10 protein-coding genes are annotated in these 18,107 nt (G+C 69.7%); 8 read left to right on the forward strand and 2 right to left on the reverse strand.

What is annotated here, in order from left to right; genetic code table 11:
• Positions 1-169 precede the first annotated feature (169 nt).
• The 5 genes from FK267_RS06290 (at position 170) to rplL (ending at position 4,605) form a co-directional block, all read left to right on the forward strand.
• Positions 170-850: a hypothetical protein gene (locus FK267_RS06290; RefSeq protein WP_141406637.1), complete on the forward strand. Its 681-nt coding sequence runs from the start codon at positions 170-172 to the stop codon at positions 848-850.
• Positions 847-2,718, forward strand: coding sequence for a hypothetical protein (locus FK267_RS06295; protein ID WP_141406638.1), 1,872 nt, complete (start codon positions 847-849; stop codon positions 2,716-2,718). Before FK267_RS06290 ends, FK267_RS06295 begins: the two co-directional genes overlap by 4 nt.
• Before the next feature lie 84 nt (positions 2,719-2,802).
• Positions 2,803-3,285: a DUF6912 family protein gene (locus tag FK267_RS06300; RefSeq protein ID WP_141406639.1), complete on the forward strand. Its 483-nt coding sequence runs from the start codon at positions 2,803-2,805 to the stop codon at positions 3,283-3,285.
• Between the two features lie 345 nt (positions 3,286-3,630).
• Positions 3,631-4,152, forward strand: coding sequence for a 50S ribosomal protein L10 (rplJ, locus tag FK267_RS06305; RefSeq protein WP_009407225.1), 522 nt, complete (start codon positions 3,631-3,633; stop codon positions 4,150-4,152).
• Between the two features lie 63 nt (positions 4,153-4,215).
• Positions 4,216-4,605 carry a 50S ribosomal protein L7/L12 gene (rplL, locus tag FK267_RS06310; protein ID WP_009747839.1) on the forward strand — a complete coding sequence of 130 codons (390 nt, stop codon included), beginning with the start codon at positions 4,216-4,218 and terminating at the stop codon, positions 4,603-4,605.
• A gap of 329 nt (positions 4,606-4,934) precedes the next feature.
• Here rplL and FK267_RS06315 read toward each other — a convergent pair whose 3' ends face one another.
• Complete coding sequence (locus FK267_RS06315) at positions 4,935-6,056, reverse strand: hypothetical protein (RefSeq protein WP_141406640.1); 1,122 nt, start codon at positions 6,054-6,056, stop codon at positions 4,935-4,937.
• Between the two features lie 695 nt (positions 6,057-6,751).
• Between FK267_RS06315 and rpoB the strand changes: the two genes are divergently transcribed.
• A complete protein-coding gene (gene rpoB, locus FK267_RS06320) occupies positions 6,752-10,273 on the forward strand; it encodes a DNA-directed RNA polymerase subunit beta (RefSeq protein ID WP_141406641.1) in 3,522 nt (1,173 codons plus the stop codon).
• Positions 10,274-10,453: 180 nt separating this feature from the next.
• Positions 10,454-14,407 (forward strand): DNA-directed RNA polymerase subunit beta', encoded by a 3,954-nt coding sequence (locus FK267_RS06325; protein ID WP_009407052.1) that lies wholly within the window; start codon positions 10,454-10,456, stop codon positions 14,405-14,407.
• Positions 14,408-14,532: 125 nt separating this feature from the next.
• Here FK267_RS06325 and FK267_RS06330 read toward each other — a convergent pair whose 3' ends face one another.
• The gene (locus FK267_RS06330; RefSeq protein ID WP_141406642.1) at positions 14,533-15,489 is read right to left on the reverse strand and encodes a DUF4862 family protein; all 957 of its coding nucleotides are present in this window, start codon (positions 15,487-15,489) and stop codon (positions 14,533-14,535) included.
• Between the two features lie 148 nt (positions 15,490-15,637).
• On the opposite strand from FK267_RS06330, the gene FK267_RS06335 reads away from it, so the two are divergent.
• Positions 15,638-18,070 (forward strand): sialidase family protein, encoded by a 2,433-nt coding sequence (locus FK267_RS06335; protein WP_141406643.1) that lies wholly within the window; start codon positions 15,638-15,640, stop codon positions 18,068-18,070.
• The last annotated feature ends 37 nt before the right edge of the window (positions 18,071-18,107 follow it).

The following is an 18,107-nucleotide window of genomic DNA, read 5'->3' on the forward strand; positions in this document are numbered from 1 at the left end:
ACAATTCTTAAAGACACTTGTGGATAACCTTGAGGTACTATTTTATCCCAACGATGATTGCAGGAGATCAAGGAGGATTCCCGTGATGTCATCTCGCCGCAGTCGAACCCTGACCGGTCCTGAGCGTCCCCGCGGTCGTTGGCGCCGGCCTGCCTGGAAGGATCCGCGTATGGCCGGGGGAGTGGTGCTGGTGGCCGGGGCCGTGGCCCTGGGGGCCTGGGCGGTCGACGCGGCCGCTGATACCACTCGCGTCTACGTCCTCTCCCAGGACGTCGCTCCCGGGACGGACCTGACTGCCGACGGCATTCTTACGGTGGTCGAGGCCCATCCCGGCACCGATGCCTACGTCGAGGCCGGGCACCTGCCGGACGGCGCCGTGTCCACGCGCTCCATGCGCAAGGGAGAGCTGCTGGCTGCGGCGGCCGTCAACAGCGGCCGGGAGCAGGAGCTGCGGCCGGTGGTCCTCACTGTCGCCTCCAACCTGCCGGCCTCGACCAAGGTCGGTGACTACGTCGATCTGTGGATCGTGCCCAAGGAGGGCGTGGCGGGCCGGCCCGCAGCCCAGGCGCCTGCCGCCGGGCAGGGTGGACAGGGAGGACAGGGAGGACAGGGAGGTCAAGGTGACCAGTCGGGGCAGGCCGAGGGGACTGGAGCCCGCCGCGTGGCCACAGGGCTGGTCATCGCCTCAGTCGGTGAGACCAGCAAGGGACTGATCTCCGGACCCGGCACCGGGGTGGAGGTCAAGGTTCCCGAGGCCTCCCTCGCCGCCGTTCTCAGCGCCGTCGGGCAGGAGGGGGCGCTCGTCCTGGTTCCCACCGGCCAGGAAGCGCCGGCGGAGAAGGCCTCGTGAGCGCGCCGGGTGCCGGAGTCCTCCTGGCTCTCAGCGGCGACGACGCCGAGATCCTGCGGGCGCTGAGCCAGGCGGGAAGCGGGCTGTGCGTCGTGCGCCGATGCGCCGACCTGCCCGAGCTGCTCTCAGCGGGAATGGCCGGACTGGCGGGATTCGCCCTGCTGGACACCGGTTTCGACGAGATCGACCGTACCGTCCTGGATCGGCTCACGCGTGCGGGCCTGACCGGAATGCTCCTGGTGGAGGCCCACGAGGAGGAGCGCTGGCGCAGTGCGGGGTGGCCGATTCTCCGGCGCGACACGGAGCCCGGCCGGATCTGCGCGGCGCTGCAGGACCTCGTGCGTCGTGGCGGGGCTTCCGGCGTGGCCTCCACCGGGAGCGGGCCGGCAGCTGACAGCGCCGACTGGCTGAGCGCCGCCACCCCCGCTTCGACGGAACCGAGCACGGAACCGCACACTGCCGCCCAGGAGACCGCCTGGCTCGAAGAGCTGTGGCGCCAGTCGCCCGGCTCCCCTGAGAGCGGGACGGCGCCGTCGCAGCCGCCCCGGGTCTCCAACGACGCCGGAGCCGAGGAGGACACGGGGCAGAACCGGCTGCGCGGCCGGGAGCCGGCCGCCGCGGATACGCCGGAGCCTGTGCTCCCGGTCGCGGCGAGCCCGGCGGGTGACGAGCGTGGAGGGAGGGTCGTCCTGGTGTGGGGGCCTCATGGTGCTCCCGGGCGCTCGACGGTCGCCGCCTCCCTCGCCCACGGCCTGGCCGCCTGCGGCGGCGCGATCCTCGTGGACGCCGACGTCGAGGCTCCCAGCCTCGTCCAGCTCCTCGGCATGCCGGAGGACTCCTCGGCCCTGGCCGGGGCCGCCCGTCTGGCCACCCATGGCCGCCTTGACGCGGAGAGCTTTCGACGAATCCTGGCTCCGGTGGGCGATGGGCTCTTCCTGCTGGGCGGCCTGGGCAGGTCCGGGCGCTGGCGCGAGCTGCCACCGGCCTCGATGACCGAGGTGTGGGTGCAGTGCCGCCGGGCCGCGGCCTGGACCGTTGTCGACGTCGCCGGCGGGCCCGCCGATGACGATGTCGACGACTTCACCCTTGAGCCTGGACGTGGGGCTGTGACGGCCGACCTGGTGTCGCACGCCGACGTCATCCTGGTCGTCGGCGGGGCCGACCCCGTCGGGGTGCGCCGCCTGCTCCAGCTCCTCGATGAGATGGGGGCCTCCATGAACCCCGCAGGCCGGGTCGAGGTCGTCATCAACCGGGTGCGGGCCTCGGCCGCAGGACCTTCTCCCCAGCAGGCTCTGCGAGAGGCCCTGGCGCGTTTCGGCGGGCTGGAGGACATTGTGCTCCTGCCCGACGACGCGGCGACGGCCGACGCCTGTCTGCTTCAGGGGTGCAGTGTTCTGGAGCAGGCGCCCGCCAGTGCACTGGGCAAGGCTCTCAGTGCACTGGTCGACCGGATCGATCCGCGGGTCGCAGCGCTACGCAGGGCGGCCTCCCCGCGTCGTTCCCTGCTGTGGCGCTCCAAGCGGCGCGGTGGGCGCCGGGGCCGCAGGAGCTCCGCGGCCCAGGCCGCGACCGGCAGAAGCAGGAGCCGCTCGAACGTGTGCAGCGCGGGTGCGAGGCGCCGCCGCCGAGGCGGGGACGGGGGACGGGTGGTCGGTGAACGACCGCCGGCTCCCCAGGCGCCCAGCGGACTCATCCAGGCGCCGCCGCAGTCGCCTCCGGGCCTGCCACCATCGATCCAGCCGGCGAGCCAGCCAGTGAACCAGCCGCAGAGGCCGGTCCTCGGCTCGCCGCACCAACCCGGGACAGAGTCGAGTACGGGAACGCCCCCGGGGTCGGCGCCGCCGGGAACTGGCCGACACCGCTACTGAGAACCGGAGCGCGGGCCGTGCCGGGTGGGCCGCCCGGCTGCTTCGTGGAAGGGGGTGAGCGCGGAGGTAGGGCAGACTGGGCGCATGCGCATCTACCTGCCCGCCACCGCCGCCCACCTGCGTGCAAGCGTCCTGGGGTCCTCGCACCAGCCGCTCACGGCTCACGCCGCCACCCCGGCCCTCGCCCAGGCCCTGCCTGAGGAGGATGAGGAGGGCCTGGAGGTCTCCGCCTCGCTGTGCGCCGCCGACGCCTCCGTCGTCCTTCTGGCCGAGCCTGAGGCCGCGGGGCTGGCCGACCGGCGCATCGTCATCGCGGCCGACGTCGATGCCGAGAACGTTCGCGAGCTTCCCGTGGAGGGCGATGTACTGCCCGGTACGATCAAGGTCACCGGTGAGATCTCCTGGGAGGACGTCGCCGCCCTGCTCGTGGACGAGCCCGAGGCGCAGGACGATGTACGAGCCGCCAGACTCGGTGAGGAGGGCGCCTTCGAGCGCGCCGCCGAGGCCGACCTGCTCTGGTACGACGTCACGGAGCGGGGGGCGCTGGCCGAGAGCCTCGGCGTCTGACTGGGCCGGCAGCGCAGGTCAGTGCGGGGCGCGTCCGCGTCCGACGTCGGACTGCCCGCTGCCCCGAACCCAGGCCGACCGGGGGATGCTTTCGTCCAGCATTCGCGGTGACGTGACCAGTTCCACGGCCGCCTGCCTTGCGCCGCGGAGGTCGCTGCTGGGTAAGGTGCTCTCTGCCAAAGACCGCAGGTCGCCCGCTCCGGCGGGACCAAGTCCACATCAGGTGGGGCCGGCGCAGGTGAGAACGAGACTTCTTCGGGCATGCCCGAGTTCAAGCCCCGTGCCCACCGGCGCGGGGCTTTTCCAGTGAATGGACCCCTGCGGCATACCACGGAAGGAGGGCCCATGGCACGGCCTGACAAGGAAGCAGCCGTTGCTGCACTGGCGGACAAGTTCCGCCAGGCTGACGCGGTCCTGCTGACTGAGTACCGGGGACTGAGCGTCGCCCAGCTCAAGGAGCTGCGTCGTTCCCTCGCCGGTAACGCCGAGTACACCGTGGTGAAGAACACGCTTGCTGCGATCGCCGCCCGCCAGGTCGGGCTCGAGGACTTCGCCGACGACCTCACGGGCCCCTCCGCCCTGACGTTCGTCACCGGTGAGCCGGTCGAGGCCGCCAAGGCTCTGCGTGACTTCGCCAAGGACAACCAGCAGCTCGTCATCAAGGGCGGTGTCATGGACGGCGCCGTGCTGTCCGCCGACGGCGTTGACAAGCTTGCCTCTCTCGAGTCCCGCGAGGTGCTGCTCGCCAAGACCGCGGGCGCCATCAAGGCGTCCCTGTCCAAGGCTGCGTACCTCTTCGCCGCACCGGCCTCCAAGGCCGTGCGCACCGTCGACGCCCTGCGCGAGAAGCAGGAGACCGCGGCCTGAGGCCGCACGCGTCATCCACCAACCCTGCGCGCGCAGGAACCTGATAAGGAAGGAACGCCCATCATGGCGAAGCTGACCACCGAAGAGCTCATCGAGCAGTTCAAGGAGCTCACCCTCATCGAGCTGTCCGAGTTCGTCAAGGCCTTCGAGGAGACCTTCGACGTTACCGCCGCCGCTCCGGCCGCCGTGGCCGTTGCCGCCGCCCCCGGCGCTGCCGGTGGTGACGCCGCCGCCGAGGAGAAGGACGAGTTCGACGTCATTCTCGAGGCCGCCGGCGACAAGAAGATCCAGGTCATCAAGGAGGTGCGCGCTCTGACCTCCCTCGGCCTGAAGGAGGCCAAGGAGCTCGTCGACGGCGCTCCCAAGCCCGTCCTCGAGGGCGCCAACAAGGAGGCCGCCGAGAAGGCCAAGGAGCAGCTCGAGGGCGCCGGCGCCACCGTCACCCTCAAGTGAGTCTCTCCCCGCTGCCTGAGGCGGCCTGAGGGTCGCCGAGGGCCGGGGAAGCCCATCTTCACCGGGTCCCGTCCACCATGAGGTGGGCGGGACCCGGTCGTGTTCCGGGGGCCTGGTGCCGTCCGGCCTCCGTGTGCTTCGACGTCGTCGGGCTCGGGGCGGTGGGGGATCGGGGACGTACATGTGCGCCGAGGACTGAGATGTCCTCCAGGTCACTGAGGTCCGTCCCCAGTGGTCTGGAGGAGAACGCAGTCGCCGATCGGAAAGTACGTTCCCGATGTCGGTGGGCGCACGCGATGAGTCAGGAGGCGACGTCGAGAGCCGCGACCTCATGGCACCAGCACTCCGGGTGGACGCTCGCCCCACAGTCCGCCACCTTGAAGCCCGGCCACCGGCGAGAGGCGGGAGACCACCTCCAGGGGGAACATCGACAGCAACCGGTCCGCCTGGGTGCGCATGTCGCTGAGCGAGGACCACGTCGCCCGGAAGAACCTCCACCCCAGCGACTCGAGCTCGTCCTGGCGGAGCTTCTCGAGGAAGACGTCCTCCTCGGTGTGGTACTTGGTCCGGCCGTCGAACTCCGCAACGACATGGTGATCGGGCCAACCCAGGTCCAGGAAGCGGTCCTTGGACAGCCCCGGAACCGGGTACTGGGCGATGGCCTCGGGCAGCCCTACCACGAGCGTCATCCACCGCAGCACACTCTCCCCGGGCGAGACCGCCCAAGGGGTGGCGGCGGCCAGTACCGCACGCGCCTGCGCTATCCCTCGCCGCCCCCGATGACGTGCCACGAGCTCCTCCCAGCAGGCGTGAGCCGAGCGCAGCCGCGTGGCGCAGGAATCTCGGTGCCACGGATCGGGTCGGCAGTGCCGGTTCAGAGCCGCATCGGCGATGGAGAGCGCGTTGAACGGGGGCTCGTCGCAGGCGCAGTCGAAGGCGGTGCGCAGCACGGACGTGACGGGAACCCCTCCAACCGTCTCGATCTCCTCGTCGCGCAGCTGAAGCCGGCGACGGTGCATTCGGATCGGGGTGGCCTCGGGGTGCGCGGGATCGATAGGAGCGGGTACTCCCGACGACGGGTACCGGAAGGCGGGCAGTGTCGTTGTGGTCAGACGCGGGTTACCGGAGACGGCGAGGTAGACGTCCGGCTCACCTGTCCACATCGCCAGGCCATGAATCAGGGCGGCCGATGTGTGAGACAGACAGGTGGCGGAGGGGAGGAGTTGTTGCGCGGCAATCGCACGCGCTAAGGACACCATGAACCGCTGCTCCCAGCGTCGCCTGCCCGGGACTGCGTGCAGGTAGGCCCCCGGCATGAGTCGCAGCAGATCAGGATTGCGCGACGTGTGGAAGCGCTTGCGGCCACCTGAGTAGATGATGGTCGGCCGAAGGTGCGCCGGGATCGGGCAGATGGGAGTGGGGCGGCTGGCAGTGGTGGCGACGGGGCTCATGCAGCGAGTCTTCTCAAGAGTTTCGGGGCATGGCGAGTGCAGAGCCCCGTGGGTGTGGACTCGCCGGAGTCTGAAGGCAGGAGTGCTTCGCTGTGGATCCCGCAGTGACCACTGAAAGTCCGCTTCCCGGACGAGATGCGGGAGCGACGTGCTCGTCGCGACGTCGTCGGGTTGGGACGGCCAGCAGGTGGACGGGTTGGAGGGGCGGTGGGGGATCGGGGACGTACATGTGCGCCGAGGACTGCGATGTCCTCCAGGTCACTGAGGTCCGTCCCCAGTGGTCTGGGGGAGAACGCAGTCGCCGATCGGAAAATACGTTCCCGACGCCGTCGGCCGGAAGGTATCGGGCGGGCGCGCGGGGCTGGCGTGCCGGGCGCGAGCCGGCCGGCAGCCGCTCAGCGAGAGGCGCCCACTGAGGGACTCAGGTCACGCGACGGACACGGGTGGGGCAGTATGCGCGACTGTGGTGGGAATCGCAAGGAACCAGGGTGGATCGGCGTGGAGTCCTTGACGTCGGCCGTGTACGCTAGCGCTTTGCGTGCATTGTGTGTATTGGTGCGAGGAGTATCTGCCCTCCGCACGGGCTTCGGCCTGTCGGAACCCTGGCGGGCGTGAGCCCGGCAACGGAGATTCTACTCAACCCGGTGCCCGCAGTGCGCGTTGTGTGATCCCCGATCTGAGGGAAGGATCCCCCTTTGGCTGCCTCGCGCACCTCCGCACCCACTGCTGCTGACATCGCCGCTCGTACCGCGTCGCGTCGTATCAACTTTGCCAAGATCGCCGAGCCCATGCAGGCTCCGAATCTGCTCGCCCTCCAGACCGAGAGCTTCGACTGGCTCGTCGGTAACGAGAGGTGGCGCGAGCGGATGACCGCCGCCAACAAGGCACACCCGGGCTCCCTGCCCGAGACCTCCGGTCTGGAGGAGATCTTCGACGAGATCTCTCCGATCGAGGACTTCGGCGAGACCATGGCCCTGTCCTTTCACGACCACCGCTTCGAGGAGCCGAAGTACACGGCCGAGGAGTGCCAGGAGAAGGACCTCACCTACTCCGCCCCCCTCTACGTGGTGGCGGACTTCGAGAACTTCTCCACCGGTGAGATCAAGTCTCAGACGGTCTTCATGGGCGACTTCCCGCTCATGACCGATAAGGGCACCTTCATCGTCAACGGCTCCGAGCGCGTCGTCGTGTCCCAGCTCGTGCGCTCGCCGGGCGTGTACTTCGAGCGCACCACCGAGAAGGCCACGGACAAGTACGTCTACAACGTCAAGTTCATCCCCTCGCGCGGTGCCTGGCTCGAGTTCGAGATCGACAAGTCCGACCGCGTCGCGGTGCGCATCGACCGCAAGCGCAAGCAGGACGTCACCGTCTTCCTGCTGGCCCTGGGCATGGACGAGTCGGAGATCCGCAAGGAGTTCGCCGACTACCCGGCCCTGACCTCCGCCCTGGACGAGGACCGCAAGATCACCACCCAGGACGAGGCGCTCCTGGACATCTACAAGAAGATCCGCCCCGGTGAGCCGCCGAGCGTCGAGGCCGGCCGCACCCTGCTGGAGAACTTCTACTTCAACCCCAAGCGCTACGACCTGGCCAAGGTCGGCCGCTACAAGATCAACAAGAAGCTGGGCCTGGCCTCGGACCTGACCGAGTCCACCCTGCGCATCGAGGACATTGTCGCGGCCCTGCGCTACCTCCTGGCCCTGCACTCCGGCGCCGAGACCGTCGAGGGCGTGCGTGACGGCGAGATCACCGAGATCGCCGTCGAGTACGACGACATCGACCACCTGGGCAACCGCCGCATCCGTGCGGTGGGCGAGCTCATCCAGGCGCAGGTGCGCACCGGTATGAGCCGCATGGAGCGTCAGGTGCGCGAGCGCATGACCACCCAGGACGTCGAGGCCATCACGCCGAACACCCTCATCAACATCCGGCCCGTGACGGCTGCGATCAAGGAGTTCTTCGGCACCTCCCAGCTCAGCCAGTTCATGGACCAGAACAACCCGCTGGCGGGTCTGACCCACAAGCGCCGCCTGAGCGCCCTGGGCCCCGGCGGTCTGTCCCGTGAGCGCGCCTCCATGGAGGTCCGCGACGTCCACACCTCGCACTACGGGCGCATGTGCCCCATCGAGTCCCCCGAGGGTCCCAACATCGGCCTCATCGGCTCGCTGGCGACCTTCGGGCGCATCAACCCCTTCGGCTTCGTTGAGACCCCCTACCGCGTCGTCGTCGACGGCCAGGTCACCGACGAGACCCACTACCTGACGGCCGACGACGAGGACCGCCACGTCATCGCCCAGGCCAACGTCACCCTCACCGAGGACGGCCACTTCGCCGAGGACCACGTCCTGTGCCGCGTCACCGGCGGTGAGCCGGCCCTCGTGCCCTCCTCACAGGTGGACCTCATGGATGTCTCCCCGCGCCAGATGGTGTCGGTGGGTACCTCCCTCATCCCCTTCCTCGAGCACGACGACGCCAACCGCGCCCTCATGGGCGCCAACATGCAGCGCCAGGCCGTGCCGCTCATCCGCCCCGACGCCCCACTGGTGGGCACGGGCATGGAGCGGCGCACCGCCGTCGACGCCGGTGACGTCCTCGTGGCCGACAAGGCCGGTGTCGTCACCGAGGTCTGCGCGGACTTCGTGCGCGTGGCCAACGACGACGGCACCGAGATCGTCTACAAGGTCGCCAAGTTCCGCCGCTCCAACCAGGGCAACTGCTACAACCAGCGGGTCGTGGCCACCGAGGGCGAGCGCGTCGAGGTCGGCACGGTCCTGGCCGACGGCCCCGCCACCAACGAGGGCGACCTGGCCCTGGGCCAGAACCTCCTGGTCGCCTTCATGACCTGGGAGGGCCTCAACTACGAGGACGCCATCATCATCTCCCAGCGCGTGGTCGCCGAGGACATGCTCACCTCGATCCACATCGAGGAGCACGAGGTCGACGCCCGCGACACCAAGCTGGGCGCCGAGGAGATCACCCGCGACATCCCCAACGTCAGCGAGGAGACCCTGGCCAACCTCGACGAGCGCGGCATCATCCGCATCGGCGCCGAGGTCCGCAGCGGCGACATCCTCGTGGGCAAGGTGACCCCCAAAGGGGAGACCGAGCTGACCAGCGAGGAGCGCCTCCTGCGCGCCATCTTCGGCGAGAAGGCCCGCGAGGTGCGCGACACCTCCCTGCGCGTGCCCCACGGGGAGTACGGCATCGTCACCGGCGTGCGCGAGATCGACGCCGCCTCCGACGACGCCGAGCTGCCCGCGGGCGTCAACCGCATGGTGCGCGTCTACATCGCCCAGCGCCGCAAGATCACCGTCGGTGACAAGCTCTCCGGCCGCCACGGCAACAAGGGCGTCATCTCCAAGATCCTGCCCGTGGAGGACATGCCCTTCCTGGCCGACGGCACCCCGGTCGACGTCATCCTCAACCCGCTGGGCGTGCCCAGCCGTATGAACGTCGGACAGGTCCTCGAGCTGCACCTGGGATGGGTCGCCTCCCGCGGCTGGGACGCCACCGCCGCCCGCGAGGCCGGCGAGGCCTGGACCGCAAACCTGCCCGAGAACGGGATCACGGCCGAGCCGCGCACGCCCGTGGCCACGCCCGTCTTCGACGGCGTGCGGGACAACGAGCTCATGGGGCTGCTGGGCTCCACGCTGCCGACCTCCGACGGTCTGCAGCTGGTCGAGCCCAACGGCAAGGCCCGCCTGTTCGACGGCCGCTCCGGTGAGCCCTTCCCGTACCCCATCTCGGTGGGCTACATGTACATCCTCAAGCTCCACCACCTCGTGGACGACAAGATCCACGCCCGCTCCACGGGTCCGTACTCCATGATTACCCAGCAGCCGCTGGGTGGTAAGGCCCAGTTCGGTGGTCAGCGCTTCGGTGAGATGGAGGTGTGGGCCATGGAGGCGTACGGCGCCGCCCACGCCCTCCAGGAGCTCCTCACCGTCAAGTCCGACGACGTCAACGGCCGCGTCAAGGTCTACGAGGCCATCGTCAAGGGCGAGGACATCCCCGAGCCCGGCATCCCCGAGTCCTTCAAGGTGCTCATGAAGGAGATGCAGTCGCTGTGCCTGAACGTCGAGGCCCTGGACGCCGAGGGCGTCGCCATCGCCCTGGACGACACCGACGACGACGGCTCGCGCGCCGCCGATGAGCTCGGCTTCGACCTGGGCCGGCGTCCGGGCGGGGCCATGGCCTCCACGGTTGACGAGATCTGAGTGGCCACCGCCTGGTGACGACTTCGTGACAACTTCATCGAGCCCCGGTTGAGGGCGGGTGGCCCACCCGCCGCCCGCCCTCCCACCAGGCTCGCAGGCGCCGTCGGAGTCATGGAACAACGACGACGGAACGCCCCCAGACCACCACCTGATGAGATTTCACCATCGGAAGTAGGAACTGTGCTCGACGCCAACGTGTTCGACAGGATCCAGCTCGGCCTCGCCACCGCGGAGGACATTCGCTCGTGGTCCCACGGCGAGGTCAAGAAGCCCGAGACCATCAACTACCGCACCCTCAAGCCCGAGAAGGACGGCCTCTTCTGCGAGAAGATCTTCGGCCCCACCCGGGACTGGGAGTGCGCCTGCGGCAAGTACAAGCGCGTGCGCTACAAGGGGATCGTCTGCGAGCGCTGCGGAGTCGAGGTCACTCGCTCCAAGGTGCGTCGCGAGCGCATGGCCCACATCAAGCTCGCCGCGCCGGTCACCCACATCTGGTACTTCAAGGGCGTGCCCTCGCGCCTGGGCTACCTGCTCAACCTCGCGCCCAAGGACCTGGAGAAGGTCATCTACTTCGCGGCCTACATGGTCACCGAGGTGGATGAGGAGGGTCGTCACGACGACCTGCCCTCGCTGCGCAACGAGCTGGAGGTCAAGAAGAAGCACCTCGAGGAGTCCGGCCAGGCCGAGGTCGAGGCGCGCCAGCAGCGCCTCGAGGAGGACCTCGCCCAGCTCGAGTCCGAGGGCGCCGAGGCCTCCCAGCGCGACAAGCTCCGCAAGACCGCCGAGCGTGAGATCACGGCCATGCGCCGCCGCAACCAGCGCGCCCTGGAGCACATGGACAAGGTGTGGGACCGCTTCGTGAGCCTCAAGGTCGGTGACCTGGAGGGTGACGAGGTCCTCTACCGCGACATGGTTGCCGACTACGGCATCTACTTCAAGGGCTCCATGGGTGCCGAGGCCATCCAGGCCCGCCTGCGCAGCTTCGACCTCGAGGCCGAGGCCTCCGCCCTGGCCGAGATCGTCGAGAACGGCACCGGCCAGCGCAAGACCCGCGCCATCAAGCGCCTCAAGGTCGTCAACGCCTTCCGCATGACTGGCACCGCCCCGGAGTCGATGGTCCTGGACAACATCCCGGTCATCCCGCCGGACCTGCGTCCCATGGTCCAGCTCGACGGCGGCCGCTTCGCCACGAGTGACCTCAACGACCTCTACCGCCGCGTCATCAACCGCAACAACCGCCTCAAGCGGCTCATGGACCTGGGCGCCCCGACGATCATCGTCAACAACGAGAAGCGCATGCTTCAGGACGCCGTCGACGCCCTGTTCGACAACGGCCGCCGCGGCCGCCCGGTCACCGGCGTGGGCAACCGTCCGCTGAAGTCCCTGTCCGACATGCTCAAGGGCAAGCAGGGCCGCTTCCGCCAGAACCTCCTGGGCAAGCGCGTGGACTACTCCGGCCGTAGCGTCATCGTCGTCGGCCCCCAGCTCAAGCTCCACCAGTGCGGTCTGCCCAGCCAGATGGCCCTGGAGCTGTTCAAGCCCTTCGTCATGAAGCGGCTCGTCGAGCTCAAGGAGGCCCAGAACGTCAAGGCCGCCAAGCGCATGGTCGAGCGCGCCAACCCCAAGGTCTGGGACGTCCTGGCCGAGGTCATCCGCGAGCACCCCGTGCTGCTCAACCGCGCCCCCACCCTGCACCGCCTGGGCATCCAGGCCTTCGAGCCCCAGCTCATCGAGGGCAAGGCCATCCAGCTGCACCCGCTCGTGTGCGGCGCCTTCAACGCCGACTTCGACGGCGACCAGATGGCCGTCCACCTCCCGCTGGGCGCCGAGGCGCAGGCCGAGGCCCGCATCCTCATGCTGTCCTCGAACAACATCCTCAAGCCCTCCGACGGGCGCCCCGTGACCATGCCCAGTCAGGACATGATTATCGGCACCTACTACCTCACCTCCGACCCCGACCCGGCGGTCGAGGTCGAGCGCGACGCCGAGGGCAACGAGATCGTCCCGGCCTTCTCCTCCTTCGCGGAGGCGGTCATGGCCTACGACTTCGGCAAGCTCCACGTCAACGCCGCCTGCGACATCCGCTTCGAGGAGGGCATCGCCGCTCCCGAGGGCTGGCAGCCGCCCGAGGGCTGGAGCGAGGGCGACCCGATCACCCTGCGCACCTCGCTGGGCCGGGCCCTGTTCAACACCTCGCTGCCCGAGACCTTCCCCTACGTCAACTACATCGTTGACAAGAAGCAGCTGGGCAACATCGTCAACGCCCTGGCGGAGAACTACTCGCGCGTGGAGGTGGCCGCCTCCCTGGACGCCCTCAAGGCCAACGGCTTCTACTGGTCCACCTGGTCCGGTATCACCGTCGCCTTCGCCGACGTCGTCTCCCCGGAGGCCAAGCAGGAGATCCTCGTTCGCTACGAGAACGAGGCCGCTGAGATCGAGGAGCAGTTCGAGCTCGGTGCCCTCACCGAGGACGACCGCTACGCCTCCCTCATCGACATCTGGACCAAGGCCACCGCCGAGGTCGCCGAGGCGATGCGCGAGAACTTCCCGCAGCGCAACACCGTCTACCAGATGGTGGTCTCCGGGGCCCGAGGCAACTGGGACCAGATCCGCCAGCTCGCCGGTATGCGCGGACTGGTGGCCGACCCCAAGCAGCGCCTCATCGAGCGCCCGATCAAGTCGAACTACCGTGAGGGCCTGAGCGTCCTGGAGTACTTCATCGCCACCCACGGCGCCCGTAAGGGCCTGGCGGACACGGCGCTGCGTACCGCCGACTCCGGCTACCTCACGCGCCGTCTGGTCGACGTCTCCCAGGACGTCATCGTCCGCGAGGAGGACTGCGGCACCCGCAAGGGCCTGACCAAGCGGATCTTCTCCTGGATCGACGCCGGCGACGAGCGCATCAAGGAGCCCTCGGAGATCCTGGGCACCACCGTGTTCGGCACCACCCTGGCGCGCGACGCCATCGACGCCGAGGGCAACCTCATCATCGAGGCCGGCGCCGACCTGGGCGACGCCGAGATCCGGGCCGCCATCGACGCGGGAATCGAGGAGATCACGGTGCGCTCCGTGCTCACCTGCGACTCCAACGTCGGCACCTGCGCCGCCTGCTACGGCCGCTCGCTGGCCACCGGTAAGCGCGTCGACATCGGTGAGGCCGTCGGCATCATCGCCGCCCAGTCCATCGGTGAGCCCGGCACGCAGCTGACCATGCGTACCTTCCACACCGGTGGTGCGGCCGGCGCCGCCGACATCACCCAGGGTCTGCCCCGTGTGCAGGAGCTCTTCGAGGCCCGCACCCCCAAGGGCGAGGCCGCCGTGGCCGAGGCCGCCGGCACCCTCAAGATCGAGGACGACGCCGACGGCAAGCGCCTGGTCATCACCCGCGACGACGGCGAGGAGGACGTCATCGTCCCGGTCTCGCGCCGTCAGCGCCTGCTGGTGAACGACGGGGACCACGTCGAGCCCGGCCAGGCCCTCACCGAGGGACCGGTCGACCCCAAGAAGGTCCTGCGCCTGCGCTCGGTGGCCGCCACCCAGCGCCACCTCGTCGAGGAGGTCCAGGAGGTCTACCGCTCCCAGGGCGTAGACATCCACTCCAAGCACATCGAGGTCATCGTGCGTCAGATGCTGCGCCGCGTGACCGTGCTGGACTCCGGGGACACCCGCCTCCTCCAGGGAGACCTCGTGGACGTCATGCACTACCGCGCCGAGAACCGCCGGGTCATGGCCGAGGGCGGCAAGACCGCCACCGGCCGTACCGAGCTCATGGGAATCACCAAGGCCTCGCTGGCCACGGACTCCTGGCTGAGCGCCGCCTCCTTCCAGGAGACCACGCGCGTGCTCACCGAGGCCGCCATGAACGGCAAGTCCGACCCGCTGCTGGGCCTCAAGGAGAACGTCATCCTCGGTAAGCTCATCCCCGCTGGTACGGGTCTAGCCCGCTACTCGGACATCGAGGTTGAGCCCACCGAGGAGGTCAAGGCGGAGGTCTTCTCCCGTGTGGACCTGGGAGACGGCGTCTTCGGCGAGTCCGTCGCCCTGGACGACTTCCACTTCGGTGGGGACCTGCGTGCGGACTTCTCCGACGACTTCCGCACCGGCTTCTCCAGCAGCGAGGACGTCGAGTTCTGACCGAGCCTCCACCGGCCCCGCGAGGCCTGAGGTTCGCATAGCGTTCGGCCCGCTCCCCAGCAGGGGAGCGGGCCGAACACCGTCAGAGACCGGGCGTGAAGGAGCCGGGCTCGGAGGAATGGGTCTCAGGCACTGAGCATGGTCTCGCGGACACGGCTGACCCAGGCGAGCTTGTCCTCCAGTGATGCGCTCGCCGGGGTGTTGATCTTGAGACCCTCGTAGACCTGGACGCCGTCGGTGGCCCGCATCGTGGCGGCCACCCTCTCCGCAGTGAGCCAGCTGGTGGGCTCGTGCTCAGCCAGCGGCAGGTGGGCGTCGGCCCACGCCCAGGCCCACTGCGTCTCCTCCGGTCCGGCGCCTGAGATCATGACGCCGCCCAGGAGGCCCGCCTCCACGAGCTCGCGCACGTGGTTCTCCGGGGTGGACGGGTCATGGGTCTCGATGACGGAGCGCCCCCAGTTGACGGTGATGAGTGCCGCGGTGTCCCGGCAGGCGTCGATCTCTTGGGCCAGTGTCAGGAAGGCCTTCTCCGAGGGGCCCACGCCGCCCTCGGCATCGCAGTGCTCCACGATCATCCCCAGGCCGCGGGAGGAGAAGTCCTCGCTCAGCTCGCTCAAGGAGGCGTGGAAGGCCTCGGGGGTGGCCTGGTGGTGCGGCGCCGAGTGCAGCTCCACCCGGGTGACGAGCCGCTCGCCCGCAGCCTCGTGCAGGCGGTCGACGGCCTCCAGCAGCGAGCGGGTGTAGGCCAGTGCCTGAGCGCGTCCGCCATCGTCGGGGGAGGCCAGTCCGAAGACGGGGTCGGCTCCGGCGCGCCCCATGGTGCCCGGGATCGCCGTGATGACGCACTGGTCGAAGCGCCCGGCCAGCTGCTCGGCCAGCCACGGCTCGGGGGCGTCCAGGGCCTCCCGGAAGGGCAGTTCGATGCCGTCGACCCAGCCGAGGTCGGCCAGCGCGGCGTACAGGGCGGCGGCACCGCTGCGGTCCTCGTCGTCGGGCGGAAGCATGGGGTAGGCGCCGACGACGAAGGGCACGGTGCGGGGCTGGGCGGGTGTCTCAGTCCGATTCTCTGAGGTGGCGGACATGTGGTCTCCTTGAGGTTCAGGGATCGTGCTACAGTGCGCGATACATCAGACATCATATGACTGGATGTGCGGTGGCGCACCGTCGCGCACGGCACTGCCGGTCGTTCAACGCCGGCGGAGAGCCGCTGCCGGCACAAAGGACCTCCCCATGCTCTTCGACGTCACCGCATCCGAGACCTCCCCCCTGAGCCTCAGCGAGCAGGATGTCGCCGCCCTGGCCGCCTGCGGGCGCGGCACGATCCTTTTCGACGTCGCCGCCCGCGCCGACGCCACCCTCATCGCTCTCACTGGCACCAACGGGCGGATCACCCTGTCGCTTCGCGCCGGCCGTCTCGACGGCGAGCAGGTCCTCGGCGCGGTCGGCCGTCCGGAGGGGTCCTCCGGAGCCGGGAGTGAGAGCGGTATCCAGCGGCGGGTTCTCGACGCCGAGGACGCCCTGGGCCTGGACGACGGCCGCCCCCACACGATCGCCGTCACCGTCAACGAGACCGGCACCCACCTCTACGCCGACGGCTACGAGTGCTTCTCCACGACGCTGGCGGCCTTCCTCGCCCAGATCGGGTTGACCGAGGTGCGCATCGACCCCGACGGGATCGCCGCGGTCACCCGTCTGGCCGCCTGGGACGAGCCGCTCAGCGACCGCGCCGTCATGGCCCAGTCCCTGGCCGCCACCCCACTGGTCCAGTTCGCGACCAGTGAGCTCTCCGCCCGCGACGCCCGCCGCGCCGGAGCCCTGGCCACCGGCTCCATCCGGGCGTTACTGCGCACCCGGGGCCGCGGCCAGGGAGGCACCATCGTCGCCGCGAGCGGCCAGGGCGGCACCCTGCACCTCGACATCGACGCGGGAGGTCTGAGCTACCGGGTGCTCCCCGGTGAGGACTCGTCGGAGACCGAGCCCCTCATCGAGGCGCGAGCCCCGGGCCATTGGGACGACGGGACCTGGCACGACGTCGTGGTCACCTCGGGGCGCGGCGCGGTGGAGATCCACGTCGACGGCTACCAGGTGGTCCTGGTCCCCGGCGGCGCCTTCCTGGCCGACATCGCGCCGGTGACGCGCGTCGTGGTGGGCGCCGACCTGGACGGCAGGCGCCTCTTCGGCGAGGCGCAGACCGCCATGATCTACGACGCCGCCCTCACCGACGCCCAGATCAAGCGCCTGGCCGGGGCCGCCCCACTGCCCACGCGCGCCTTGTTCGACACCGGCTACCACGGCGCCCGGTCCTACCGGATCCCCTCCCTGCTCACCCTGGACAGCGGCGTCATTCTGGCCGGCGCCGACCAGCGCGTCTCCATCCCCAACGACGCCCCCAACGACATCAACCTCGTCATGCGCCGCAGTCTCGACGGCGGGGCCACCTGGGAGGAGATGCGCACCCTGCTCAGCCTCCCGGGCACCGGGGCACTGGGCGCCAGCCTCATCGACTCCGTCCTGGTCCAGGACCGTTCCACCGGGCGCGTCATCTGCCTGGTCGACCAGTTCCCCGGGGGCATCGGCCAGCCCAACGCGACCGTCGGCACCGGCTTCGATGAGCAGGGGCGCCGCGTGCTGCACAACCGCGCCGGCGAGCGCTTCGCCGTCGAGCCCGACGGCAGCGTCGTCACGGAGATCGGCGAGGCCACCGACTACCGCGTCATCCTCAGCGGCGATGACGCCGCCGGGGTGCGCGCCGGCGACGTGCTCCGGGGCGGCCGGGCGGCTGGCAGCATCTACCTCGCCCACGAGCAGGCCCCCGAGGACTGCCTCTTCCAGCACCGCGGCTCCCACCTGCTCATGCTCACCTCCGACGACGACGGCGCCACCTGGTCTGAGCCGATCGACATCACCGCCCAGGTCAAGGCCGACTGGATGTGCTTCCTGGGAACCGGCCCCGGCAACGCCATCCAGCTGACCGCGCCGGAGCACGCCGGACGCATCCTCGCACCCGTCTACTACAGCCACGAGGCCGGCGGTACCGCCTACCTGTCCTGCGCCGCCATCTACTCCGACGACGGCGGGACCACCTGGACCCTGGGCGCCTCACCCAATGACGGACGCGAGGTGCTGGGCGCCGTCGTCCACTCCCGGGACCTGGCCGACGAGCGGGCCAGCCTGTACGAGTCCGTCCTCGTCGAAGGAACCGACGGCGCCGTACACGTGTGGGCCCGTAACCAGCACCCCTCGGGCAGAGTCGCCCACGCCGTCTCCCACGACGGGGGCGTCACCTGGGGGGAAGTCGACTACGACGAGCAGCTCCCCGAGATCTTCTCCCAGCCCAACGCCATCGCCATCACCGGCCTGGAGGGCGCAGCGGCAGCGGGGGACGGCGATGGCGTCAAGGGTGCGGTCGGCCGGGGGATCGTCTTCGCCAACGCCTCCCGGATGCTGCCCTTCCGCGGCTGCGGTGTCCTGCGCCTGAGCTACGACGACGGCGCCACCTGGCCCCACAACCGAGTCGTCAACCCGCGCCACTACGTCTACCAGTGCATGGCCCAGCTGCCCAGCGGCGACATTGCCCTGCTGTGGGAGCGCGAGTGGCAGGGGCTGTTCCTGACCACCGTGCCACTGGTCTGGCTGACGAGCTCGCACTCGACCAGCAGCTGAGCCCGACCGGCCCCGCCGACCCGGGTGCCCGCGGTGC

Source organism: Actinomyces oris (genome assembly GCF_006546825.1).
In the GTDB taxonomy this organism is placed as follows: domain Bacteria; phylum Actinomycetota; class Actinomycetes; order Actinomycetales; family Actinomycetaceae; genus Actinomyces; species Actinomyces oris.

Excerpts from the sequence above, each read along its gene's own strand:
- FK267_RS06290 (WP_141406637.1), top strand. The coding sequence starts at position 170 with ATGGCCGGGGGAGTGGTGCTGGTGGCCGGGGCCGTGGCCCTGGGGGCC.
- FK267_RS06300 (WP_141406639.1), top strand. The coding sequence starts at position 2,803 with ATGCGCATCTACCTGCCCGCCACCGCCGCCCACCTGCGTGCAAGCGTC.
- rplJ (WP_009407225.1), top strand. The coding sequence starts at position 3,631 with ATGGCACGGCCTGACAAGGAAGCAGCCGTTGCTGCACTGGCGGACAAG.
- rplL (WP_009747839.1), top strand. The coding sequence starts at position 4,216 with ATGGCGAAGCTGACCACCGAAGAGCTCATCGAGCAGTTCAAGGAGCTC.
- FK267_RS06315 (WP_141406640.1), bottom strand. The coding sequence starts at position 6,056 with ATGAGCCCCGTCGCCACCACTGCCAGCCGCCCCACTCCCATCTGCCCG.
- FK267_RS06330 (WP_141406642.1), bottom strand. The coding sequence starts at position 15,489 with ATGTCCGCCACCTCAGAGAATCGGACTGAGACACCCGCCCAGCCCCGC.
- FK267_RS06335 (WP_141406643.1), top strand. The coding sequence starts at position 15,638 with ATGCTCTTCGACGTCACCGCATCCGAGACCTCCCCCCTGAGCCTCAGC.